Consider the following 23,944-nt stretch of genomic DNA (forward strand, 5'->3'; position numbering starts at 1 on the left):
AGCTTATGGATAAATTAATGATAACCGCCTTTTTGTAGTAAAAATGGTGATTTATCCTCAATTCGGAATGATTATGACGCAGCGAAAGATCCTCATTACCAGCGCATTACCTTATGCAAATGGCCCTACTCACTTAGGCCATTTATTGGAATATATTCAAACTGATATTTGGTCACGTTTTCAAAAGCTACAAGGCCACGAAGCTTATTATGTTTGCGCCGACGATGCTCACGGCACGCCAATTATGCTTAATGCGCAAAAGCAAGGGATCACGCCTGAAGAAATGGTTAAAAATGTAAGCATTGAACGCCAGCGCGACTTTGCCGACTTTAACATTAAGTTTGATAAATACCACAGCACCCACAGCTCAGAAAATAAAGAGCTGAGTGAGCTTATTTATAACCGCCTTAATGATGCGGGTCATATTAAAAAGCACACTATTTCACAGTTATTCGACCCTGAAAAAGGCATATTTTTACCAGATCGCTTTGTAACAGGTACTTGCCCAACGTGTAAGTCTGAAAACCAAAATGGCGATAGCTGTGACTCGTGTGGCGCAACTTACAGCCCAACCGAATTAATAAACCCGCGCTCAGTAATGTCAGGTGCAGAGCCAATTTTAAAAGATTCAGAGCATTACTTTTTTGACCTGCCAGCATTTGAAGGCATGCTTAAAGAGTGGCTACACTCTGGCTCTATTCAGCAAGAAATGGCGAATAAGTTAGATGAGTGGTTTACCGATGGCCTGCAACAGTGGGATATTAGCCGCGATGCGCCTTACTTTGGTTTTGAAATTCCAAATGCACCGGGCAAATACTTTTACGTATGGCTAGATGCGCCAATTGGCTACATGGCAAGCTTTAAAAATCTATGTGACGAAAAAGGCCTCGACTTTGATGCATTTTGGGCTGAAGGGTCTGATGCTGAGCTTTATCACTTTATTGGTAAAGACATTATTTACTTCCACAGCTTATTTTGGCCAGCCATGCTAGAGGGCGCTAATTTTAGAAAGCCAACTAACGTGTTTGCACATGGCTTTGTAACCGTCAATGGCGAGAAAATGTCTAAATCAAAGGGTACGTTTATAAAAGCACGTACTTACCTTGATAACCTAGACCCAGAGTACTTACGTTATTACTACGCAGCTAAATTAAACAGCGGTATTATTGACCTTGATTTAAACCTAGAAGACTTTGCACAACGTGTAAATTCAGACCTAGTAGGTAAAGTAGTAAACATAGCAAGCCGCTGTGCAGGCTTTATTACTAAAAAGTTTGACGGTAAATTAAGTAGCACAATTATGCAGCCTGAACTACTTGAAGAATTTCAAGCTGCTGCACCGAGCATTACTGCCCACTATGAAAACCGTGAATACAGCCGCGCGATTCGTGAAATTATGGCCCTAGCCGATAAAGCAAACCAATTTATTGATGCCGCAGCGCCATGGGTACTCATTAAAGATGAAGCAAAACAGCAAGAAGCGCACGAAGTGTGCTCGCTTGGCCTTAACTTGTTCCGTGTTTTAATTACCTATTTAAAACCTGTATTACCAGGTATGGCTGCAAACGTAGAAGCCTTTTTAAATGACGACTTAGCATGGGATGGCGTTCAAAATGCACTCGTTGCACATCCTATCAATAAATTTAAGCCGCTCATGCAACGTGTAGAAATGGATAAAGTGAACAAAATGGTTGAAGAATCAAAAGAAAGCCTAGAATCGAAAGTAACAATTGACCCTAATAGCCCACTTGCAAAAGAGCCAATTGCGGATGAAATTGAATTTGATGACTTTGCAAAAGTTGACTTACGCGTTGCTAAAATTGCTAAAGCAGAGCATGTTGAAGGCGCCGATAAGCTACTTAAACTTACGCTGGATTTAGGCGGCGAAACACGCCAAGTGTTTGCTGGTATTAAATCGGCTTACGCACCAGAAGACATTGAAGGCAAACTGACTGTAATGGTTGCAAACCTTAAGCCTCGTAAAATGCGCTTTGGTATGTCAGAGGGTATGGTATTAGCTGCAGGCCCTGGCGGTAAAGAAATTTACATTCTTAACCCAGACGATGGCTCAGAGCCAGGCATGCGTGTAATGTAATTTATTGCTTATAAAAAACCGCTGATATTTCAGCGGTTTTTTTATGAGAAAAAAACGTTCATACCAATTCGCTTAATTAAGTGTGCTATTTTGAGGGTGCAAAAGCGTGTAGATAACTAGACAAGAACTCGCTATTTAGTTATTCAAAATGATTAAGGTGAGAGCTTTTTAACGCGTTTAACCCCAAAATAATTAAGTATTATTGCCGATTGCTGTTACACGTGTGACTCTGTATTAAATAAAGTGAAGTGACATTATGAGCCAAATTTTAAATGCCAACAGAATAAAAATAAGCAACCAAATAAAGCAACATAAGTTAGTTGCTATACTTCGCTTAAAGCAACAAAGCGATGTAGCCCCTTTAATTAATTGCTTAGTTAATGCAGGCATTAACGCACTAGAAATCACCTCAAATACACCTGGCTTTGATCAAGAAATAGCAAAAGCACGGGCTGCTTATAAAAGTACACTCATTGGCGCTGGCACAATAATTAACACCGCCCATGCGCAACAAGCGATTGATGCCGGTGCGCAATTTATAGTTACACCAAATACTAATCAAGCCGTGGTAGAGCTTGCCCACCGCCATGGTTTACCTGTGTTAATGGGCGCACTCACTCCTACCGATGTTGCCAATGCCATAGAGTATAACGCCGATATTATTAAAGTTTTTCCTGCAGGCAGTATGGGGGTTAATTACTTTAAAGCGCTAACGGGGCCTTTTTCTGATGTACCATTAATGCCCGTAGGCGGCATTAATTTAGACAACCTAACACATTGGTTTGCAGCGGGGGCATGCGCAGTGGCGGTAAGTAGTGATTTTAGTAAGCCAGTAAATAGCAAACAGCAATACGACACATTAAGCCAATTGGTGTGCAAATACATATCAGCGGTCGCTCACTTAACAAACTAAACAATACAGCTAAAAGTGAGCTTTTATTAAGGGTAATACAGCTTTAATAACGCTCTTTTAACTACCCAACTTCTTTTTGATTTTAGTTTGCCACTCAAGTGCAAGCTCGGGTAGTTCAAGTGCTGCTAATAATACGCTTTCATAATCTGGGTATTGTTTATCAAAAAAGGCCTGAAACAACGTTTTAACCGAAATGTTATGCTCAGCTTTATGTTCAATAGTCACGGCATCGCCCGTTTTAGCAACACCTTGCTCAAGCACTCTAAAATAAACACCCGTGTGGTAATACTGAGTAAACAGTTTTAGGCTTTGTTTATTATTAAGTGCAATAGCCAATTTAAAGCACGGCACACGGGGCTGGCTTACTTCAAGTAGTGCAGTACCTATACGAATACGATCCCCTATGTGAATGTTTTGCTCATCAAGGTCTGAGATTGTGAAATTTTCGCCAAAGGCACCGACTGCTAAATCATCATTTTTAAGGGTGCGCTTCCAATAATCGTAATGATTATGCGAAAACGCATAAATCGCTTTATCCACCCCGCCATGATTGACTAAATCGGCTTGTTCATCACCTATTATATTTAGCTTTTCAATAACAACCGGCTCATTGGTTGGCGTTTTAAATATGCCCGTTTTAATGGCTTTGCCGTTATGCTCAACCGTTTTTATTTTAGAGATATTGGTAGAGATTATTTTCATATAAAACCTTTAATTAATACTTTAGCAGCTCAGAGCTAATTTATATTATTATTCAAAATCTATATTAACATGCTTTAACTAGAGCTAAGCGCTATATACAGTAGGCCTGAAAGAGGCAAACTCATAATAAAAACATAACCATAAAAAAAGGCGATACCACCAGCAGAAGTTTTATCAACTCCACTACTCACAATAGCTATACCTATTGGAATAAGTAAAAATATATTAATAAATGTGCATAAAATAAATGCATCCCCAAATGCAGAAATAACTGAGGCAGCAACGCATAAAGCTAGCACGAGCATATTACTCAGTCCGTCTTCAATTTGTCGCTTCTTTTCGATGATTTTTATAATAAGAACACTAACAAGTAGTCCCAAAAAATAAAATGAGGGCCAAAATGTTTCATACCAGTTTTCAACTATAAAATGACCAATTAACCAATAAAAGAACCCAAATGCCAAAAGAAATGAAACAATTGAAGTGAGGATAGTGCTCGTATTTATTTTTCTTGTCATCACATATTTAAAGTTCAGTGATAACGATAAAACAAGTGACACTATGCTAACCATAAATAGAAAAACGAATGACCCAAAAAAATCGTCTGCCGATAGATATGCAAGACTCGGCGTTACACCTAATACAAGTTGGTTAATTGGCTTGTTATCTGATGAATATTTGGCTTTTGCATACAACGCAAAGTAAATACAAAACGGCTGTAAAAAAATAGCCAATAGTAAGAGAGTGTAAATTTTCATCATTCATCCTTGATGATCAACAAAGTAAGATTATAAGTCAAAAATATATAACAAGGTTAAAATGAGAAACACTACAAATACAGGGGTAAGTACATAGAAAAGGATATTTGCTACGGTTTTGTGTTTTTCTCTAAAGCGAAGCATGCCATTGTAAGTCGCTCTAAAAAGTGGGAATGTAATAAAAGCTCTAAAAATTGCCCATGAAACAAAGCTGCAGTGAAGTTTTATTTCAAACCAAAACTGTTCCGGATTAATGTTTAAAGATTGACTCGGTGAGCTTTTGGACCCCATTGACCAGCCAGTTAATAGCTCTAACATAATTATAAAAATAAGTAGAGCCGCTACCCAAAGGTAAGCTGACTCTATTGATTCTCTTTTTGAGATAAGCTTTTTCATTAATATTTTACAAACGCATTTAAATAGGCCTACACAGGCCTACTTTTCCCACTTGTTTAATGCTTGCTTGTCGCTTTGTTTAAACTCAACCCAGTTTGAGGAGTCTTTAAAATGCTCTTTTTTCCAAAACGTGGCGTGGTTTTTTAAGTAATCCATAATAAACTGTGCGCCTTCAAACGCGGCTTGGCGATGGCGGCTAGTTACGCCAACAAATACAATTTGCTCTCCAAGCGCTAAATAGCCTACTCGATGAATAATACTTATGCGGGCAAGTTGCCAGCGTGTTTGCGCTTGCTCGGCTATAGATTGCAGTAGTTGCTCAGTCATCCCTGGGTAGTGTTCAAGCTCAAGTGCAATTACGTTATCGCCGCTGCTAAATTCTCGCACCAGCCCTGTAAACGTCACTACGGCACCATCACTTTTGTTATTACTGCAAAGTGCGTCATGTTGCTCGCCTACTGAAAAATCGTGCGTTTGTACGTTAATACTTATACTCATTAGCCACCTGTCACTGGTGGGAAAAAAGCAAGTTCATCCCCTGCTTTTACAAGCTCATCGCTTGATGACATAGTTTGATTAAGCGCACACAATACATCACGCTCTTCAAGCCATGCCTGCCAATCTGGGTTTTGCTCAACCAGCATGTGTTTAAACGCTTTAATGCTAAGGGTATGCGCTATATCAACGGTTAACTTATCACACTTTAGGCGCTCTTTTAGTTGGCCAAAAAACAGTACGTTTACATGCCCTGCAGCTGCATCAGTATCATTTAAATTAGTCTCGCTGCCAGCTACCATGCTTGCCTCCTGCTTTTTGCGTTACACGCATACCGTGTATTTCCATAAGCGGATCGGCGGCTTTACACATATCAAATAATGTAAGGGTCGCTACAGATACAGCGGTGAGCGCTTCCATTTCAACGCCCGTTTTACCTGCTAATTTACAGTAGCTGGTGACTTTAATTTGGCTATTTGCTTCATCAAGTTCAAAATCAACGGCTACTTTACTCAGTGCCAGCGGGTGACAAAGCGGAATTAAATCAGCGCACTTTTTAGCGCCCTGAATACCCGCAATTCTGGCAACGCCTAGCACGTCACCTTTTTTATTTTGATTAAGCAACACTTGCTCAAAAGCCTGTTTGCTCATTTTAATGTAGGCCTCGGCAGATGCATCGCGCAGAGTGACCTCTTTTAGCGATACATCAACCATATTTGCTTGGCCATTTTCGTCTACGTGGCTCAGCATATTATTGCTCTCGCGATTCGCATTTTTTACCAATAGTAATATGCGGTGCAAAGTTACATGGCTTGTGCATTGAGTCTAACTGATCTTTTATAATACCTGTCCAGGCTGTTTTACATGCGCCTGTAGAGCCAGGCATACAAAAAATAACGGTGTTATTGGCAAGGCCCGCCAACGCACGTGATTGAATAGTTGAGTTACCAATTTCGCCGTACGAAATATGTCTAAATAGCTCGCCAAATCCATCTACGATTTTATCAAACAACGGTGCAAATGCCTCTGGTGTTGAGTCGCGCTCAGTAAAGCCCGTACCACCGGTTACTAAAATAGCGTGAATGGTGTCATCGGCGATCCACTGCGATGCAACTGCTCGCATTTGGTAAACATCATCTTTAACTATGTCTTTATCAGCTAAGTGATGGCCAGCTTCAGTAAGGGCTTTAATTAAATAATGGCCTGAAGCATCCGTAATTTCATCGCGTGTATCGCTTACTGTCATTACGGCAATGTTTAATGCGATTTGTGACTCAGTTGTGTGGCTCATAGGGTTCTTCTCAATAAATTAGGTTTGTGTTGGTCAAATTGCTCGTTAACAGCTTTAAATTGCGCCGGTGTATTGGTATTAACAAGTGCGTGCGCTTTATTACATTTTAGCGTTTGCACCCCAATACTACGGGTAAACTGTTTAATTGACTTATGACTATTTGCGTTTATGAGTAATTGTTTTAAATGACGTTTAACGCTTTGGGTGTTACGAATATACAGGGGTAACGGTTCATTTTCAAAGTGCCACGCATGTATTTGTGGCTGATTTGTTTGAAAGTAAGGGTTATCGCTTGCTGCAGATGCAATTTGCGATAATAACGTGCAAGTAAGCAATGGCATATCAACAGCGGTGATAAGTATATCCTGCTCTGTAGCCATTAAGGTTGAATAAATCCCCCCAAGCGGGCCAGAATCTGGGTATATATCTGCAATGTATTGCGCAGTAGCACTTTGTACATTACGGCTTATAAGTACATCACTTGCTCCTGCTGCTGTTAATAACTCACATGCATTTTGCAGTAAGGTTTTATTTTTTAAAATGAGGTTGGCTTTATCGCTGCCCATTCTTGATGATTGACCTCCGGCGAGTACAACCCCCGTAAATACGGCTTTATTACTCATTTTAGCCGCCCAACATAGCTAAATGGGTTGTGGCGCCCGTTAAGCGCTTATCAAGCTCATGGCTAATAGTTTTATTGCCCATTGCTGCTTGAATCGCATTTACAGTGGCTGGCGTATCTTGCACATTTAAATGCGGGCGTAAGTCTATTCCCTGCTCGGCAAACAAGCACAAATGTAATTTGCCTAATGACGATACTCTTAATCGGTTACAGCTTTTACAAAAATCTTTACTGTAGGGCATAATTAAGCCAATGCGCCCCTCAAAGTCGGGGTGACAAAACTCCTCTGCAGGGCCGTTTAATTTACCTCTCACTACCTGTAACCAACCTTGTGCTAAAAGCTGCGTTTTAACACTTAGCCCGCTTAAATGATTTTGTTCAAAAAAGGTGGCACCATTACCTGTTTCCATTAATTCAATAAAGCGTACCGTTACTTTTTTATGTTTTACCCAGTCTAAAAAATCATTTAATTGGTTTTTATTAAATTGCTTAGCCAGCACTGCATTTATTTTTATATCTTTTATGCCCAGCTCAATTGCCCGGTCTATCCCTTTTAAAATATGAGTTAGCTTGTCGTGTCCTGTAATTAATTTAAACATGCTCGGGTTTAAGCTATCTATACTAATGTTTAGCGCATCTAGGCCAGCGCTGTAAAACTCATCAATTTTATTAAATAAGTTAAAACCATTGGTTGTTATGGCGACTTTTTCTATGCCTGGGGTGTTTTTACATTGCTTTATAATCTCGGTTACGTCACTGCGTAAACACGGCTCACCGCCCGTAATGCGCACTTTTTTTGTGCCAAGTGAAGCAAATGCATTTACTAAGGTGTTTATTTCGTTTTTATTTAAAAAGTTACGCGGGGTATCGCACTGATACCCGTTTGGTAAACAATAGGTGCAACTAAAGTTACACACATCGGTAATTGAGAGGCGCAAATAGTTAAACTGCCGACCAAATTGATCATTAAGCATATGCTTCCTTGTTTATTTACATTTCAACTGCAACATCAATACTGTTAGCGTTTTGCGTAGTATGCTGCTTTATTAATTGGCTTATCTGGGTTTTACACGACCCACAGTTAGTGCCGCATTTTAGTTTAGACCCCAATTGTTCTACTGTATTTTCACCACTTTTAATGGCGTTTATAATGGGTTGCTCACGTACTTTAAAGCAACTACATACTTGCGCGCCTTGGGTAAATTCTTCATCGGGCGTGGCATACAGCAATGACTGTAATTGGCTAAAGGTTATTAAAGGCTCTGCAAATAAATGATTTATCCACTCAAGTGATATGTCTTTTTGAGCTGACGAAATAACCGCAACAAACACTAGCTGCTGGTTTTGCATACATTGAATATGCATTGCTTTTGCACTGCCCATTGCCGACCACTGCCCTTGTAACCCAGTCAGTGTTTGGCAATAATAAAGCAAATCATTTTGCGGCTCATTGAGCGCTAACTGATAGTTAACACAATTACTTGCGTTAACTTTAAGCCAAAAATCACTGGTTATTTTAAGCTCTGTTTTGCTAAAAACTTGCATGTACTGAGCAAACTGCGCTTTAACTAAATCAACAGCACCATGCTTACACTCAGCCTGGCCCGAAATAGGGTCAACAACCGATTGATAAAGCCTACTTACAGTAGCGGATGAGGCAAATTGCTTGTTCCAGTGAATAGGCATAAAACATTCGCCTTTACGCACAGCCTTCGTCACTTTTGCATGAGCCGTCACTTGCCCTGTTTTAGCATTGGCAGTTATTAAATCGTTTGCTTTTATGTTTAATTTGCAGGCATCTATGGGGTTTATTTCAATATATGGGCGCGTTATATGAGTCGAAAGGGCTGTACTTTTTCCGGTGCGACTCATTGTATGCCATTGGTCGCGTATTCGCCCTGAGTTCATTACAAACGGGTAATCGCTTGAGGTTTGTTGCACAGGAAGTTTGGGCGTTATAGGTATAAAGCGGGCCTTTTTATCTGCGGTGCTAAATTGATTATTAACAAAAACCTGCCCGTTTTTATATGGCTCATTTTTTAGTACCGGCCACATAACCGGTTTTAAGTTATCGTATTGCTGCTGCGAAAGCCCCACTAAGGCTGATAAATTTAATAGCCTATCTCCGTTATTTTCAAAATCAGTCAGTTGCGCCCATTCTTCAAAAATGCCACTGGGGTCTGTAAAGTCAAATCCTTCAAAACCCATTTTTTGGGCAACTAAACACATTATTTGCCAATCGTTTTTAGCCCCCGAAAATGGCTCAACTAGCGGGCGCTGCCTCGATATTCTGCGCTCTGAATTAGTCACTGTGCCGTTTTTTTCACCCCACCCAGTAGATGGAAACGCCACATTAGCAAATTTTAGCGTATCACTTTTAGCAATACAGTCAGACACAACCACCAGCTCACATTGCTCAAGTGCATGTTGAATTGCTGCGTTATTAGGTAGGCTCACCATCGGGTTGGTTGCCATTATCCAAATAGCTTTTATTTTCCCTTTGGCGATTTCATCAAACATATCAATCGCATTACACCCTGCTTTTTTAGCTATTGTTGGCGATTGCCAAAAACGCTGAACTAACTGTTGGTGCGCGTCGTTTTCAATGTCTAAATGTGCTGCTAATTGATTTGCCAAGCCCCCTACTTCACGCCCACCCATAGCATTAGGCTGCCCCGTTATTGAAAACGGGCCACATCCAGGTTTTAGCAATTTGCCCGACGCTAAATGCGCATTTATAATGGCATTACACTTATCAACCCCTGAGCTTGATTGGTTAATACCCATTGAATAAAAGCTAATAGCGGTTGGGCTTTGTGCAAATAAGGCGTAAAAGTCACTGACTAGCTGCGCATCGATATCACAAAAATCACTGACCGCTTTTACACTCCACTTTTTAGCCTCTGCAAGCGCTGTTTCAAAGCCGTTTGTATGCGCGTTTATAAATTGCGTATCTAAATAGTTATGTTCACTTAAATAGGTAAGTAAGCCGTTATAAAGTGCGCCGTCGCTGCCTGGTTTTATATTTAAAAAGGTATCGGCAAGTTCGGCTGTATCGGTTTTTCGCGGGTCGATAACCACTACTTTCATGTTTGGATTAAGCTTTTTTGCGCGCTCCATACGCTGGTAAAGCACCGGATGTGTCCACGCTGCATTTGAGCCAATTAAAATAAGTAGCTCCGTTTGCTCTAAATCGTCGTAGTTACATGGTACTACGTCCTCACCAAACGCACGTTTATAACCGGCAACCGCCGATGACATACACAGCCTTGAGTTTGTATCTATATTGCCTGAGCCTATGTAGCCTTTCATTAATTTATTGGCAACGTAGTAATCTTCAGTCAGTAACTGCCCCGATACATAAAACGCAACCGACTCCGGCCCATGCTCTTTAATAATGGCGTTAAATTTGTTGGCAACGTAATCAGTTGCCGTATCCCAGCTGGCGGGTTCGTTATCAATAAGGGGCGATGTTAAGCGATTATCAGTGCCAATGGTGTCAAGCAGATGGGTGCCTTTAACACACAAACGGCCAAAATTAGCTGGGTGCTCGCGCGTGCCTTCAAGTTTTGTTGGGGTATTATTTAATAATGAAATATCAACCCCACAGCCTACACCACAATAAGCGCAAGTGGTTTGTTTAAGCAAAGGTGTGTTTGAACATGTGTTTAATGTTTCCATACTGCTCTCTTATTATTTGCGTTAAGCGCTCTGGGATACAGGCTCATCTACTGGGGTTAGCGTGGCTATTTTATTATTAAGTGCACTGCTAATAACGCTTTGCACTAGTTTTTCACAGCCTCCACAACCCGTACTTGCTTTAGTGGCTTGCTGCACTTTATTTAAATCGCTACAACCTTGTATAACCGCTTGTTCAATAGTGTGTTTTGTCACTTTGTGGCACGCACAAATAATGGCATCACGTGGTAAATCATCAGCGTTTAGCTCGCCCGCGTCACCTGCAAGCGGCATTATTAATGACTCTGCCGGCACGCTAAGCTCAATGCCATTTAAGTGATACTGCAATAAATTATCGTAATCACTGGTATCGCCAACCAGTACAGCACCTATGAGCTTATTGCCTTGCTCATTAGTGACTACTTTTTTGTAAATACCGCTTAGTTGATCTTCAAAGTAATAGCTAATTGCGCCTTCACTGCGTGCATGGGCATCACCAATTGAGCCCACTTCAACACCCATTAATTTAAGCTTGGTGCTCATATCGGCACCGCTAAATTCATCAGCACTAATTGAGAAATTGTTAGAGGTAGTGTGTAAATCTTTGTTTGAAGACAGCTGTTGTAAAACATGCCCCGCCGCTACTTTTGCCATCGCGTAGCCCGGTGCTACAAGGCCAAAAATAAAGTTATTCCAAAGGGCGCATTCGCCTATGGCGTATATGTTTTTATCACTCGTTTGGCAATGGTTGTTTATTACGATGCCGCCGCGCTCACCTATTTCTAAATTAAACTCACGAGCTAGGTTATCGTATGGGCGAATACCAGCCGAAAATACAATCATGTCGGTTTCTAGGGTTTGCCCCCCTTTAAAGCACATTTTATAACGGCTGTTTTCACCCTCTATAATTTGCTCTGTCGCCACTGATGTATGCACTGTAACGCCCAGTTCGGTAATTTTATTTTTAAGCATTCGACCACCAGCACCATCTATTTGTACGCCCATAAGTTGTGGTGCAAATTCTATTACATGGGTTTGCAAGCCAAGCTGCTTTAACGCGTTGGCTGCTTCAAGCCCTAATAAACCGCCGCCAATTACTACGCCCACTTTGCTGGCATGTGCAGATTTTTTTATGGCGTGTAAATCGTTAATGGTTCTGTAAACTAGGCAATGCTCACGGTCTTTTCCAGGAATCGGTGGTACAAATGCAAATGAACCAGTAGCCAATATTAACTTGTCGTATTCAAATGTTTTGCCTTTTGCAGTAGTGACTGTTTTTGCATCGCGGTTTATATCAACCACTTTAGAATGAGTATGAAAGCACACTTGCCAATCTTGATAGGTTTTACTGCAGGTAAGCGCTAAATCATCTTCGGTTTTGCCTTTAAAAAAAGACGAAAGCTGTACGCGGTCATAAGCGAGTCGGTCTTCACCGCTGAGTACGGTAATCTCCATATTTTGAGTATCACCTTGTTGTGATACTAGCTGTTGTACAAAATGATGGCCAACCATTCCATTTCCGACAACTACAACACGCTGCTTGCTTGGCATTAAAATCACCTGTTTGATTTAAAATACACTTAACTTTAGATGGGTACTTTAAATGTATAATTTATTATGTGTTGGTTATAGCAATATGCAAGCCAGATATATAAACAATATATTTCAATAGCTTAACTAAGTTAATGCAGTAAAAAAGAAGTGAAAGCACCACAAGCTGGCGCTATTGCACCAACTTGTAACGCTTTAAATTAAATAATGAGGGTTTAAGTTAAAGACTTAAAATTTAGCGCTTACCCATACCCACAGTTTTTGGGTATCAACTTTGCCTGCCGCGCTATCGCCTGCTGAATAATCGGCATATTTTGCACCTACGGCATAGGTTTTATTAATAGGCTTTACGTATTGTACGTTTAGCTCTGTGCCTAAATCATCAACACCATTGGCGCTATCGTTGGCATCAAAGCTGTGATACGCCAACAGCCATTTACCGCCGTATGCTTTACCATTTAAACTTACATAAGTGTCATCAAGCCCTTGTGCTGGGGTTGCTAAAAACGTATCGGCCCAGCCATTAAATTTATGCATTGTGGCAAGCGGCGTGGCAAAACCATAATCGCCGTTATCAGAGCCCAGTGACTCAATACCGGCTTTTAATGTAACGGTTTCAATGCCTAAACCGCCTAAATCTATCCCCCCTTCAAATGCATAATAATCAGCGTCAAAATCACTCATGCTCGTTGATGCAGATTGCGTGGCGTACTGTGCTTTATAGTAAAATTTAATATCGCTGAGCGTTTTATTACCATTAAAAGACACACCATAAGTATCTAAACTGTCATTATCTATTGCGTCGTCACTTAATAAATAGCTGTAAAAAACCACCTTACCTAGGCTTGTTTTAAAGCTTGCATTGATAAGATGATCGGATGCATCAATATCTTTGCTATCGGCAAATATTCGGTTGCGCTTACTTATGTAGCTATAGTGCAAGTTAATATCATTAAAGGTGTAATTTACTGTTGCAGCATCAAAGGTTTGCCTGTCTTGCCTAAAGCCAACGTGGCCTACAAAGCGCTGTCCATCAAGCGCTATTACTTGCCTACCTACTTTAATTGATAACGCATCTTTTGCGTACTTAACAAAAGCCTGATCTACCTCTGTGATTTCAGGGTCGGCTATTACTGAGTAATTAGTATTTTTACCCAGCGTATTATTGTAATCGTCTACACCTAATAGGCTTCGGCTATCTTCGACCTCTAATAAAGCAGAAAAGCCATTCACTTCATCGGTTTTATGAGTAAGGCGTGTACGCAGCGTTAAGCTACTGGCATCTTTTAGTGCGTTATCTTGCTCTGCACTTTCATAACGCAGCCTAAAATTAAGGTCGGTTTGCGCTGCAACACTAATTGAAGGCGCAGCAATGCACCCTATCATTAAAATAATAGGTAAGTTATTTTTATAATTTAACATGTTGGTCTCTTAGTTTTTAATTATGAGCACGCACAATAAAATGATAAATAAACACAGCGAAATGCTCTTCCAGAGTAATACTGGATCGCGTTTCATTATTGAAATTTTGTTGGCTGAGCTCTGTAAATGTGGATTAGGTTTACTAATATCTGTTAAAAACTCAGAAAATGCCTGGTATCTGAGCGCTGGTTTTGGCGCAAGTGCTTTCATTAAAGCCTGATCTAACCAAAAGGGTATATCGGCTCGGTACTTGCGAATACTTGTGTATTGCCAGTGGCTGTAATCAATAGGGGTATGACTTGCCGGTAATGTTTTATAAGGCAGCTTCGAGCACAATAACTCATAAGCAATCACCCCAAGCGAAAACATATCGCTTTTAAAATCGGCATGCAGCGAAATAAGTGTTTCAGGAGCCGTATAATCTATAGTCCCTTGCGGGCAGTCATCGGCTATTTGCTTAACCGACTCATCCATAGCCGCAACACTTACAGTACCGTAATCAATTAACGTAACTTTACCGTGAGCATCTATCATCACGTTATCGAGCTTTAAATCACGATGTACCATATCTAATCGCTGAAAAGCCCTTACCGCATGCACTATTTGCTCTACAATACTGCGCACTTGAGCTATTTCTAAATAAGGGACGTCGTGCTTATAGTCACTGAGGGTTTGTCCGTCCATGTACTCGCAAATATGATATAAAAATCGGCTTTGCGATTGCGTATTTAAAACCTTCATTACATTAGGATGATTAATACGTTGCCCTACCCACCCTTCGCGTATAAAGCCTTGAAGGTAATGTATATCGTCTTCAAAATTAACCGAGGGTGCCTTTAATACAACGGGAGGTGCATCAGGTGCTTGTTGTACCAAATAAATGTGCGATCGACTGCTTTCGTTGATTTTACGAATAACCGTATATCCATCAATTATTTGGCCAACTTCTAATGCGGGTGGTATTTTTCGCTGCGTTAACGATTGATAAAGCTCATCTAGATTTTGCTGCGCAATGCTATTTACCTTCACTAATAAACAACTCACATTATCATCACTGCCTTGTGCTATAGCGCGTGAGGTAATGGCCTTTGCTGCCTGCTCTAAGTTGTTATGGGCGTTTATTTCGTTGGCAATTTCACTATAGGGCAATACATCATGCACACCATCGCAAGTCAGTATGTAAATATCACCGGCTTTTAGGTCAACTTCGTAAACATCAATTTCTTGATGTGACTGCGCGCCTAAAGCACGAGTGAGCGTATCATTTACTTTATGATCCCGCGTTATCGCTTCCATTTGATTATCGCGTAAACGCGTAATGCGAGTATCGCCTAAATGAAATATATACCCCGTAGCTGATTTTAATATAAGCGCCGTAAAGGTGGTCATCCAATCTGCTTGGCGTTGCCCTAAGTGGTTATAGTTGACTGATTGCGAATATAACCACTGATTTAAGCTAGCTAAAACCTTAGAAACCGATTTTTTGACCGCCCAGCTGTCGGGTGTATTTAAATACTCATTTATAAAATGAGTAACACTGAGCTGCGATGCTTGTTTGGCATTTTTAGCCGATGAACACCCATCTGCTAAGCACGCAATAGCGCCTTTTGTTTCTTGTTGTTCGTGCTCAGTATTTAAAGCAGCAAACGCATCTTGATTTTCATCTTTTATACCCGCGGCACTGTGCCCACCAAAAGAAACATCTAGCGTATTATTACGAACTTGAGCGTGTTGGGTTTCATCAAACATGGTTAACGCTGCCTTAAGTCACTGAAATAAGTTCAACAGAGCCATCTTCGTTTACTTCTGTCATGTGCCCATCTGGCTCTTTCATGAAAAATAACGCCCCTAAACCTAACAATGCACTGGCAGCAATAATCATAAAGAAAGTTTGGTAATCCACTAATGAGAGCGCCGTTAAATACACCACCGCGCCAACGTTACCGTAAGCGCCTGTCATACCTGCAATTTGCCCTGTTAAGCGGCGTTTAATAAGTGGCACAGCAGCAAAAACCGCTCCCTCACCAGCTTGCACAAAGAACGAACACGCCATGGCAGCAGCTACTGCAAGCCAAAGTGGCCAGCTAGCGTCAACTAAGCCCATAACAAAGTAACCAACAGCTAACCCTGAGGTAAGAACAATAAGTGTTTTACGACGACCCATTCTATCTGAGATCCAACCACCACCTGGGCGCGAGGCTAAATTCATAAACGCATAAGCAGAGGCGAGTAAACCTGCGTACACCATATCTAGGCCAAACACTTCCATAAAAAATAATGGCAGCATAGATACAACGGCCAGCTCTGAGCCAAAGGTGGTAAAATATAAAATATTAAGTACAGCTACTTGTTTAAATTCGTAGCGGTGTGATTCTGGCACGGGTTGTTTAAAGATATGTCCGTTTATATCAAAGGTTTTATATACCTCGTAAGCGTATAACAGCACTAAAAATGCATAAACGGCTAAAACAAAATTGGCAGAAATTAAATTAGCGCCTGTAGGAGACAACTTCCAAGTAAGCAATGCCAGTGCGCCATACATAGGTAATTTCATAATAAGCAATAATACAAAGTCACCTTTACTGGTTACTTCCATTGCGCCTACTTTTTTAGGCTTAAAGTACGTCCCCCCTTTTGGTGTATCGGTTACGTTTATGTACCAAATAACACCAAAAATAACGCTAAGTACGCCCGTTAAACCAACGGCATAGCGCCAGCCATCGTCGCCGCCAAACATAAGCGCTAATACAGGTAGTAACATGGCAGCGGCAGCCGAGCCAAAATTACCCCAGCCACCATAAATACCTTCTGCTGTACCAAGCTCATTAGCCGGGAACCACTCGCTCACCATACGAATGCCCACTACAAAGCCTGCTCCAATAAAGCCTAGTGCAAAACGCGCGATAGCGGCTTGCTCAAATGTGGTGGCCATAGCAAACATAAAACACGGTATGCTACATAAAATAAGTAAAGCGGCATAAACAATACGCGGGCCAAATTTATCTGTCAGCATGCCAACAACAACACGCGCGGGAATGGTTAAGGCCACATTTAAAATGAGCAGCGTTTTTACCTGTGCCATAGTTATACCTAGCGAGCCCGCTATTGCCCCTAATAATGGAGCATGGTTAAACCATACAAAAAAAGAGATAAAAAACACCATCCAGCTTAAATGTAGTATTTTCATTTTTCCGCTAAACGATATGAGATTAAACCCAGAACTCGGTTGCATGTTTTTTTCCTTGTAACGATTATTATTTTAAGCAGTGAGTACGACTTTGGTAGTAATAACACTGCGACGATTGTTAAATTAACGTTAACCGCTTTCAGCAATTACTAAGCCAACAATTAATAGGTAGGTTTTTCAGTCACTTATATTTTTGGGAATTAATGTTTATTTCGCTTTGCACTATTTAAGCAGCTTTGTTGGGCGTAAACAGTGCAAAGAATTTTTAAGCTTTACTTGCTCTAGGTTTTAACTAATTGGTATTGTTAAAAAAAATTATGAGAACTCATTAATGCAAAAACCCCCTTTAACGTATCAGCAGCAATTACGCTATTCTCGCCATATTATGCTTCCTCAGCTAGATATAGATGGACAAGAAAAAATATGGCAAAGTCATGCTCTTATTGTGGGGTTAGGTGGATTAGGCTGCCCAGTTGCGCAGTACTTAGCGGCATCGGGCGTAGGTACTTTAACGCTTGTAGATAACGATGTGGTTGATGCAACTAACTTGCAAAGGCAGGTGCTCTATAAACAAAGTGATGTTGGGTGCTTAAAAACCAACAGTGCAAAAAAACAGTTAACTCAGTTAAATGATGAAATAGAGATCCACACTATTGATGAATTTTTAAATGAAAATTCGCACCTTGAAAAACTACTTAGCAAAGTAGATGTAGTTATTGACTGCACTGATAACTTAGCAACACGTAATTTGCTCAACAGCGCCTGCTATAACACCCGTACGCCCTTGGTTTCGGGCTCTGCCATAAGGTTAGAAGGACAAGTAGCTTGCTTTACAATGGCGCCTAATAGCCATTGCTACGGGTGTGTGTCACAGCTCTTTGGCGAACAAACTCAAAGCTGTTCAGAGTCAGGCGTACTCTCCCCTATTGTAGGGCTTATTGGTAGTATTCAAGCGACTGAAGCACTTAAAATTATTGCAGGACTGCCTAGTAAACTCACCGAGCAGCTATTACTTGTAGATGGTTTGAGTATGGAGTTTAACCGTTTTAATATTGTTAAAAATAAGCACTGCCCTGTTTGCAGCGCTTAATTTAGTACATGGTAAATACATGACTGCTTTTTAGAGCCTAATTTAGCGTTTCTAGGTTATTTATTGTCAAATAAATCTGCTCGCCTAGGCTTACAGCACTTTGCTGCCATTGCCTTTTAGACACCGCGCAATACAGTAATTGCGTATCTACGTTAACAGTTAGCAGCCATTGCTCATCAAGCTGCTGGGCATTTTCAAGCATACCTTTTAGCACGTTTGCACTGCTCTCGTTAATTGGTTTTACTTTGTTGTAGGTTATTTGGCTGCTTTCTATAATTAACTTATGGTTTTGTTTTACCAGCGAAGGCACTGCATATAAATGCTGTTGGCTATTACTAAGAGTAAGCTGGTATAGACCAAAAGCATCATTAAATTCAGGCTTACTATAACTAAGTATACTAAGTGGCGTTTGGCTCTTATTTGTATAAATACTTTGCACCACTTCTTGTGTTGCACCGCACTGGAGCACGTTGCCTTTCGCTATATGAAGTAATGTATCGCTGCAATAAAGTAGCTCTTTTAAAGAGTGGCTAACAATAATAAATTTAATACCATGGGATTTATTAAGTTGTTGAACAGCCCCCAACATAGTAAAACGCGTTGACCAATCTAAGGCGCTAAATGGCTCATCAAGTAAAACAACAGATTGCCCACTTAGTAGTGTTCTTGCAAAAATTACGCGCTGGCGCTCCCCGCCCGAAAGCCCAGACACATCACGATTTAGTAATGGGTTTAGTGCTAATAAATCAATTACCTGATCAGGCGTTAGGTTATTACTTTTATTTTTACAATGCTTGTGAGTAAACAGTAAATTACCCATCACATTTAAATGTGGAAATAACGGGCACGACTGCAGCTGTAAAGTAAGTAGGCGTTTATCGGGCTTTAAATGGGTAATATTATGATTATTTATACACACATTTTGCGCCGTAGTAAGCCCTGCTATCGCCTGTAATAAGCTCGATTTGCCCGAGCCCGAAGGGCCAAACACCCCTAAAATATCAAATTGATTTATAGCTAAATCAACATGTAATTCAAAATCGTCCAAACGTTGATGACACTGTATTTTAAGCACGATTAGCAGCTCCGTTTATCACGGTTTTATTAAATTTAAACAACAACACTAAACACGCAAACGAGATTGCTAGCAATACCAACGACAATTGGTGCGCAGCCCCATAATTAAGCGACTCTACATGGTCGTACAACGCAATAGACACCACTTGGGTTTCGCCTTGTATATTGCCACCAATCATTAGCACTAAACCAAATTCTCCCAATGTATGGGCAAAGCCCAGTGCAAAGGCACTGCCTATGCTTGGCTTTAAAAGCGGTAACGTTAAATACATAAAACGCTTAAATGGACTTATTCCTAAGGCAATAGCAGCTTGATTATAAGTAGTATTTATTTGTTTAAAGCCCGCTAGTAATGGCTGCATCACAAAAGGGAGAGAGTAAAATAACGAACCAATAACCACCCCATGAAAACTAAACGCGAGCTGCGTACCCGTTAGCCAAAACCAAAACTGGCCAAATGCATGAGTAGGTGAAAACAATACCAATAAATAAAAGCCCATTAGCGTAGGCGGCAGCACTAAAGGCATTGCTATAAGTGCTTCTAATATAGGCTTTAACTTACCTTTATAACTGGCTAGCTGCCATGCAAGCGGAATGCATATAATCAACAAAATAGCAGCCGTTATAAAGGCAAGTTTAATTGTAAGCCACAGCGCTGTTACATCACTTGCTAACATCACTTTCCTTTGCTTTATAGCCAAGCTCTAATAATGTTTTTGCGGTTGAGGAGTCATTTAAAAAAGCCATAAATTTTTTAGCTGCCGTTAAATGCTTAGTAGCGCTTATGATAACGCCTTGCTGCGTTATTTCAGGGTATTTTTCAGGTTCGATAAGCGTGTAATTTAAATATTTTTTATTTTTAGTTTTGCGATACGCCGACTTTAACGTAGATAACGCGACCAAGCCTTTAGCGGCATTGCCTGTTTCTACAAATTGAAACGCATGGGTAATATTATTTGCATACACAAATTCATACGGTGTTTTTATATAGTTTTTAGCATAATGCGCCGATGATTGACCATATGGCGAAAACCGCGGATTAGCAATGGCTAATTTATGATTAATAACTGAGTTGCTTGGCTGCCACAGCGCTAATAAACCTATCGCATAGGTGGTTAAGCTATTTTTAAGTGCAAAGCCGTCTTTGATTAGTGCGTGTGGGCGTGAAGCGTCGGCTGATAAAAAAATATCGTACGGTGCACCGTGCATAATTTGAGAGTGTAATACGCCGCTAGAAGCAGCTGATATTTTAATATTAATATTTTTCAGGGCCGGGTTAGTTACCAGCGTTTGCAGCACAGGTTTAAAATTGCTCGCAACGGCTATGTGCAGCGTTTCTTTTGCGTTAAGAGGATTGCTAAATACCACTAACAGTAATAACAAATAACCACACCATGTATTGTAAAGCTTTAACATTATAAGTATTGTTTTAAAAATCAGACACATTATAAAAAACAATATATATGAACGATGTATGCAATGCACCTGGTTTATTACCAGTAGAAACCGCAATTAGTAACATGCTAAGCGCTATTAACTTTAGTAAAGCCGCAGAAACCATTTCAATAATGCAAAGTGTTGGCCGTGTTTTAGCAAGCGATATAAAATCCAATATAAATGTGCCTGCTCACGATAATTCGGCAATGGATGGCTATGCACTTTGCCTAAGCGAAGGGCTAACAACTTATCAGCAAGTAGGCAGTGTATTTGCTGGGCAAACCTTTAAAAACACCTTAACACCTGGGCAATGCGTTAGAATTATGACCGGCGCTGCCCTGCCCCCTGGCGCTAATGCGGTAGTTATGCAAGAAAACGCCAGCGTAGATAACGACAAAATAACATTTACAGGTCATATTGAGCTCAATAATAATGTGCGCTTTGCAGGTGAAGATATTGCAAAAAATAGTGTTGTTTTTAAAGCGGGCAGAAAACTAAAAGCAGTCGATGTAGGCTTACTTGCCTCTATTGGTATTAACCAAGTAAGTGTATATGAAACACTAAAGGTCGCGGTTTTTTCTACAGGGGATGAACTTATAGAGCCTGGCAATGCACTTCCTGCAGGAGCTATTTATGAAAGTAATCGCGCTGTTATATTAAGCGAGCTTAATGATAACAGTATAGAAGTGATTGATTTTGGGATAATTGCCGATGATAAAACGCTCATTAAAAACACGTTTTTAAAAGCAAACGAGCAAGCCGATGCCGTAATAAGCTCTGGTGGTGTATCGGTTGGCGAAGCCGATTTTACTAAAGAAGTATTAAATGAAATTGGCGATATCCATTTTTGGAAAATTGCCATGAAACCGGGCAAACCCTTTGCTTTTGGTAAATTACCTAACAGCTACTTTTTTGGTTTACCAGGTAACCCCGTATCGGCAGCTGTTACGCTTGAGCGACTTGTAAAGCCTGCCCTTACAAAGCTTTCAGGAAATGAACATACTGCTAAGTTACGTTTAAAAGCAACCACCACAACGCTGATTAAAAAGCGCCCCGGCCGTACCGACTTTCAACGCGGTATTGCCAGTACCGACGAAAACAATAACCTGTTGGTAACGCCTATAAATAAGCAAGGTTCGGGGGTACTCTCATCGCTTAGCCACGCTAACTGCCTTATTGTGGTGCCCGCAGAAAATGGCAATATTGCAAAAGACGAAACCGTAGAAATAGAGCTACTATAACTTATGCCAATTTGCTTAGTTAGGTAGTATATAAGCACGAGTAATAAAAAAGCCCAGCAAGTATGTGCAACTTGCTGGGCTTAAGTTTAGGTTTAAACCGCTATTAAAATAACGACTCAAAATCTCCATTAGGAAATAATACCCCAGGAATACCACGTACTGCGGTTACATCCGCAATTTTTGTATCGCCTAAGTACAAGCCACCGCTGTAGTTGCTGCCAGCTTGTTTTACATCAAGCCAGCGACCGTTTTCACCTTTTGCGGTTAAACTAATATTGCTATTTACTTCTCTAATGCGTAAATCTAAGGCTTTTTGCTTTACGCTAATAAATACATCACTACTAGTAAGCTGCGATAAATCAATAACATCACCTACATACGCTAAGCTAAAGTCACTCGCACCACCTAATGGCAGAGCCAGTTCTAGGCCAAACATTAAATCATCGTTTTCCTCACCCGTCAGTGGCGAAGCTTCTAATGCTGTAATATGAAAAGGCGTAGTTTGAATATCACTTTGATATTGGCCAGCAAAATCAAAGGCAGATAAAGACGTAACTTCCTGTGCAAACGCAGTAACAAATCGATTTAGATCTAATGATATCTCACCAGTAAGCTCGCCTGATTGCTTAGCAATGACTACATCAGTGGTAATATTAGCAATGCCTGTTTGTGCATCGGGTAATAATTCACTTTGCTCACTTACCCCATCAAATTCCACCAGCAGTTCACTTACATCTACATCTAAGCGCGTATCGCCATTAATAACAGAAGCGCTCATTACCCCTTCTATTTTATCACCAAGTACACCGCTTATTCTAAATGTGGGGATAGACATGTCTATATTTACTGGGAGGCCATCATAGGTACCGGTAATTAGCCATTCGTAGGGTGAGGTTGAATAGCTAATATCAAGATTACGTAACGTGTACTGCCCTTCGCTCGCAGATACTTCTGCAAGTGGAGAGTAATTTATGAGTACCTCATTAATCACCTCAGCAAGCACAGTAATAGTTTGCTGCGTATCATCATCAAGTGCGCTTTCTAGTTGTTCAAGCTTCGCGTCTAAATCATCAGCGTAGGTTGTGTCCTGTAAGCGAATAACACCTAGCGCATCTCTTATATTTTCGAGTAATTCGCGTGACTCTAATGCTTGCTCAGTTTCAACTTTTTGCTGCCAATTGTTATAACTAGCCACACTCGCAATAGTTTGCTTAACCTGCCCAGCTACACTTTGAATTAAACCATTACCTTGTTCACTGTAAAGGTTATCTGCAATGTATTGATCTGCTAAACTGCTGTAAGTTTGCCAAGCACTTGTATCATCCTGCTGGGTGATAAAATCATCAAATGCAGTGGCTAAATCAAAGCCTTCAACAGACACACCAGCGATGATAGCGCTATACGTAAATGCGTTAGCAACAATTTCTGCCTCTAGTGTATTACTCAAGCTACTATGTGTAAGCTGATAAAAAGGACTCGTAGATAAACTTGCAAGGGTCGCGTCAACATTTGCATTCGTAATTGCGGTGCTCAATGGCGAGAAAAACACCTCATTAACGCCTGGCGCAACATAGGCACGGGCGGCATAGTTTAAATTAACGCCAGTTATCTCTTCAAAATCAATTAAACGGTTTTCGTTTATATCGTTTACATCGCCGCGAAGCGTTCTGCCGCAGCCTGTAAAGCGTGGGCATGGCAAGGCGCTATCGTCAGGTATAAATTCAAATGTATAAAAATTAAGAGGCGATACACTCACGCTGGCGGTATTTATGTTTTCGACCGCGACAGACTCAACCACATTGCCTTGGCTGTCTAATTGATTAAGCGTACCTTTGGCTGATTGCCACTGAGGTACATAAAAATTTACGGTAGAGGTAGATGCTACGCTTATTTCAACCGCTTCGTCACTACTGTCATTTGAAGAGCCACCGCAGCCACTAAGCGCTAGAGCAACTGACAAAGGTAAAAGTTTTTTTAACATCTTCATTC

At 40.6% G+C, this 23,944-nt stretch carries 22 protein-coding genes; 4 read left to right on the forward strand and 18 right to left on the reverse strand.

Translation table 11 applies throughout. From position 1 onward, the window contains the following. Positions 1-73 precede the first annotated feature (73 nt). Both metG and NQT65_RS03450 read left to right on the forward strand, forming a co-directional pair. On the forward strand, positions 74-2,095 hold the full coding sequence (gene metG, locus NQT65_RS03445) for a methionine--tRNA ligase (RefSeq protein ID WP_064385641.1): 2,022 nt from the start codon (positions 74-76) through the stop codon (positions 2,093-2,095). A gap of 256 nt (positions 2,096-2,351) precedes the next feature. After that, the gene (locus NQT65_RS03450) at positions 2,352-3,008 is read left to right on the forward strand and encodes a bifunctional 4-hydroxy-2-oxoglutarate aldolase/2-dehydro-3-deoxy-phosphogluconate aldolase (protein ID WP_256850513.1); all 657 of its coding nucleotides are present in this window, start codon (positions 2,352-2,354) and stop codon (positions 3,006-3,008) included. A gap of 57 nt (positions 3,009-3,065) precedes the next feature. Here the strand turns inward: NQT65_RS03450 and NQT65_RS03455 are convergent, their stop codons facing one another. The 14 genes from NQT65_RS03455 to NQT65_RS03520 all read right to left on the reverse strand — a co-directional run bounded on the left by NQT65_RS03455 (position 3,066) and on the right by NQT65_RS03520 (position 17,155). Next, entirely contained in the window at positions 3,066-3,710 is a 645-nt protein-coding gene (locus tag NQT65_RS03455; RefSeq protein ID WP_256850514.1) for an MOSC domain-containing protein, read from the reverse strand. Positions 3,711-3,784: 74 nt separating this feature from the next. Then, positions 3,785-4,471 carry a hypothetical protein gene (locus tag NQT65_RS03460; protein ID WP_256850515.1) on the reverse strand — a complete coding sequence of 229 codons (687 nt, stop codon included), beginning with the start codon at positions 4,469-4,471 and terminating at the stop codon, positions 3,785-3,787. Positions 4,472-4,498: 27 nt separating this feature from the next. Then, on the reverse strand, positions 4,499-4,864 hold the full coding sequence (locus NQT65_RS03465; protein ID WP_256850516.1) for a hypothetical protein: 366 nt from the start codon (positions 4,862-4,864) through the stop codon (positions 4,499-4,501). A 39-nt stretch (positions 4,865-4,903) separates the two neighbouring features. After that, complete coding sequence (gene moaE / locus NQT65_RS03470) at positions 4,904-5,362, reverse strand: molybdopterin synthase catalytic subunit MoaE (RefSeq protein WP_256850517.1); 459 nt, start codon at positions 5,360-5,362, stop codon at positions 4,904-4,906. Beyond that, positions 5,362-5,661, reverse strand: coding sequence for a MoaD/ThiS family protein (locus NQT65_RS03475; protein ID WP_256850518.1), 300 nt, complete (start codon positions 5,659-5,661; stop codon positions 5,362-5,364). Before NQT65_RS03475 ends, moaE begins: the two co-directional genes overlap by 1 nt. Next, a complete protein-coding gene (gene moaC / locus NQT65_RS03480) occupies positions 5,639-6,109 on the reverse strand; it encodes a cyclic pyranopterin monophosphate synthase MoaC (protein ID WP_004587754.1) in 471 nt (156 codons plus the stop codon). The genes NQT65_RS03475 and moaC overlap by 23 nt, the downstream gene beginning before the upstream one ends. Before the next feature lies 1 nt (position 6,110). Further along, complete coding sequence (gene moaB, locus NQT65_RS03485; protein ID WP_256850519.1) at positions 6,111-6,650, reverse strand: molybdenum cofactor biosynthesis protein B; 540 nt, start codon at positions 6,648-6,650, stop codon at positions 6,111-6,113. Then, on the reverse strand, positions 6,647-7,273 hold the full coding sequence (locus tag NQT65_RS03490; protein ID WP_256850520.1) for a molybdenum cofactor guanylyltransferase: 627 nt from the start codon (positions 7,271-7,273) through the stop codon (positions 6,647-6,649). The genes moaB and NQT65_RS03490 overlap by 4 nt, the downstream gene beginning before the upstream one ends. A gap of 1 nt (position 7,274) precedes the next feature. Next, positions 7,275-8,246 (reverse strand): GTP 3',8-cyclase MoaA, encoded by a 972-nt coding sequence (moaA, locus tag NQT65_RS03495; protein WP_126006709.1) that lies wholly within the window; start codon positions 8,244-8,246, stop codon positions 7,275-7,277. A 16-nt stretch (positions 8,247-8,262) separates the two neighbouring features. After that, positions 8,263-10,953 (reverse strand): nitrate reductase, encoded by a 2,691-nt coding sequence (locus NQT65_RS03500; RefSeq protein ID WP_256850521.1) that lies wholly within the window; start codon positions 10,951-10,953, stop codon positions 8,263-8,265. Positions 10,954-10,974: 21 nt separating this feature from the next. Further along, entirely contained in the window at positions 10,975-12,501 is a 1,527-nt protein-coding gene (locus tag NQT65_RS03505) for an FAD-dependent oxidoreductase (RefSeq protein ID WP_138685167.1), read from the reverse strand. A gap of 228 nt (positions 12,502-12,729) precedes the next feature. After that, a complete protein-coding gene (locus tag NQT65_RS03510) occupies positions 12,730-13,923 on the reverse strand; it encodes an alginate export family protein (protein ID WP_256850522.1) in 1,194 nt (397 codons plus the stop codon). Positions 13,924-13,932: 9 nt separating this feature from the next. Then, positions 13,933-15,672: a bifunctional protein-serine/threonine kinase/phosphatase gene (locus NQT65_RS03515; RefSeq protein ID WP_256850523.1), complete on the reverse strand. Its 1,740-nt coding sequence runs from the start codon at positions 15,670-15,672 to the stop codon at positions 13,933-13,935. A gap of 13 nt (positions 15,673-15,685) precedes the next feature. Beyond that, positions 15,686-17,155, reverse strand: coding sequence for a NarK family nitrate/nitrite MFS transporter (locus NQT65_RS03520; protein WP_004587746.1), 1,470 nt, complete (start codon positions 17,153-17,155; stop codon positions 15,686-15,688). Positions 17,156-17,441: 286 nt separating this feature from the next. Here NQT65_RS03520 and NQT65_RS03525 point away from each other — a divergent pair, with 286 nt between their 5' ends. After that, positions 17,442-18,200 (forward strand): HesA/MoeB/ThiF family protein, encoded by a 759-nt coding sequence (locus NQT65_RS03525; protein WP_256850524.1) that lies wholly within the window; start codon positions 17,442-17,444, stop codon positions 18,198-18,200. Positions 18,201-18,237: 37 nt separating this feature from the next. Here the strand turns inward: NQT65_RS03525 and NQT65_RS03530 are convergent, their stop codons facing one another. Genes NQT65_RS03530 through modA form a run of 3 tightly spaced genes read right to left on the reverse strand, consistent with a single transcriptional unit; the run spans position 18,238 to position 20,693 of the window. Further along, complete coding sequence (locus NQT65_RS03530) at positions 18,238-19,275, reverse strand: ATP-binding cassette domain-containing protein (RefSeq protein WP_256850525.1); 1,038 nt, start codon at positions 19,273-19,275, stop codon at positions 18,238-18,240. Next, entirely contained in the window at positions 19,268-19,954 is a 687-nt protein-coding gene (gene modB / locus NQT65_RS03535) for a molybdate ABC transporter permease subunit (protein WP_256850526.1), read from the reverse strand. The genes NQT65_RS03530 and modB overlap by 8 nt, the downstream gene beginning before the upstream one ends. Beyond that, positions 19,941-20,693: a molybdate ABC transporter substrate-binding protein gene (gene modA / locus NQT65_RS03540; protein WP_256850527.1), complete on the reverse strand. Its 753-nt coding sequence runs from the start codon at positions 20,691-20,693 to the stop codon at positions 19,941-19,943. The genes modB and modA overlap by 14 nt, the downstream gene beginning before the upstream one ends. Before the next feature lie 47 nt (positions 20,694-20,740). On the opposite strand from modA, the gene moeA reads away from it, so the two are divergent. Beyond that, the gene (gene moeA / locus NQT65_RS03545) at positions 20,741-21,955 is read left to right on the forward strand and encodes a molybdopterin molybdotransferase MoeA (RefSeq protein WP_256850528.1); all 1,215 of its coding nucleotides are present in this window, start codon (positions 20,741-20,743) and stop codon (positions 21,953-21,955) included. Between the two features lie 103 nt (positions 21,956-22,058). On the opposite strand, the gene NQT65_RS03550 is transcribed toward moeA, so the two are convergent. After that, the gene (locus tag NQT65_RS03550; RefSeq protein ID WP_256850529.1) at positions 22,059-23,936 is read right to left on the reverse strand and encodes a hypothetical protein; all 1,878 of its coding nucleotides are present in this window, start codon (positions 23,934-23,936) and stop codon (positions 22,059-22,061) included. Between the last annotated feature and the right edge of the window lie 8 nt (positions 23,937-23,944).

The organism is Pseudoalteromonas agarivorans (assembly GCF_024518735.1).
Lineage (GTDB): Bacteria > Pseudomonadota > Gammaproteobacteria > Enterobacterales > Alteromonadaceae > Pseudoalteromonas > Pseudoalteromonas atlantica.

Bases quoted from the DNA above. Each gene is read 5' to 3' on its own strand.
- moaC (WP_004587754.1), bottom strand. From the start codon at position 6,109: ATGCTGAGCCACGTAGACGAAAATGGCCAAGCAAATATGGTTGATGTA.
- NQT65_RS03490 (WP_256850520.1), bottom strand. From the start codon at position 7,273: ATGAGTAATAAAGCCGTATTTACGGGGGTTGTACTCGCCGGAGGTCAA.
- NQT65_RS03515 (WP_256850523.1), bottom strand. From the start codon at position 15,672: ATGTTTGATGAAACCCAACACGCTCAAGTTCGTAATAATACGCTAGAT.
- moaA (WP_126006709.1), bottom strand. From the start codon at position 8,246: ATGCTTAATGATCAATTTGGTCGGCAGTTTAACTATTTGCGCCTCTCA.
- NQT65_RS03550 (WP_256850529.1), bottom strand. From the start codon at position 23,936: ATGTTAAAAAAACTTTTACCTTTGTCAGTTGCTCTAGCGCTTAGTGGC.
- moeA (WP_256850528.1), top strand. From the start codon at position 20,741: ATGAACGATGTATGCAATGCACCTGGTTTATTACCAGTAGAAACCGCA.
- NQT65_RS03475 (WP_256850518.1), bottom strand. From the start codon at position 5,661: ATGGTAGCTGGCAGCGAGACTAATTTAAATGATACTGATGCAGCTGCA.
- NQT65_RS03505 (WP_138685167.1), bottom strand. From the start codon at position 12,501: ATGCCAAGCAAGCAGCGTGTTGTAGTTGTCGGAAATGGAATGGTTGGC.
- NQT65_RS03520 (WP_004587746.1), bottom strand. From the start codon at position 17,155: ATGCAACCGAGTTCTGGGTTTAATCTCATATCGTTTAGCGGAAAAATG.
- modA (WP_256850527.1), bottom strand. From the start codon at position 20,693: ATGTTAAAGCTTTACAATACATGGTGTGGTTATTTGTTATTACTGTTA.
- NQT65_RS03510 (WP_256850522.1), bottom strand. From the start codon at position 13,923: ATGTTAAATTATAAAAATAACTTACCTATTATTTTAATGATAGGGTGC.
- NQT65_RS03450 (WP_256850513.1), top strand. From the start codon at position 2,352: ATGAGCCAAATTTTAAATGCCAACAGAATAAAAATAAGCAACCAAATA.
- NQT65_RS03525 (WP_256850524.1), top strand. From the start codon at position 17,442: ATGCAAAAACCCCCTTTAACGTATCAGCAGCAATTACGCTATTCTCGC.
- NQT65_RS03460 (WP_256850515.1), bottom strand. From the start codon at position 4,471: ATGATGAAAATTTACACTCTCTTACTATTGGCTATTTTTTTACAGCCG.
- modB (WP_256850526.1), bottom strand. From the start codon at position 19,954: ATGTTAGCAAGTGATGTAACAGCGCTGTGGCTTACAATTAAACTTGCC.
- NQT65_RS03455 (WP_256850514.1), bottom strand. From the start codon at position 3,710: ATGAAAATAATCTCTACCAATATCTCTAAAATAAAAACGGTTGAGCAT.
- metG (WP_064385641.1), top strand. From the start codon at position 74: ATGACGCAGCGAAAGATCCTCATTACCAGCGCATTACCTTATGCAAAT.
- moaE (WP_256850517.1), bottom strand. From the start codon at position 5,362: ATGAGTATAAGTATTAACGTACAAACGCACGATTTTTCAGTAGGCGAG.
- NQT65_RS03465 (WP_256850516.1), bottom strand. From the start codon at position 4,864: ATGAAAAAGCTTATCTCAAAAAGAGAATCAATAGAGTCAGCTTACCTT.
- moaB (WP_256850519.1), bottom strand. From the start codon at position 6,650: ATGAGCCACACAACTGAGTCACAAATCGCATTAAACATTGCCGTAATG.
- NQT65_RS03500 (WP_256850521.1), bottom strand. From the start codon at position 10,953: ATGGAAACATTAAACACATGTTCAAACACACCTTTGCTTAAACAAACC.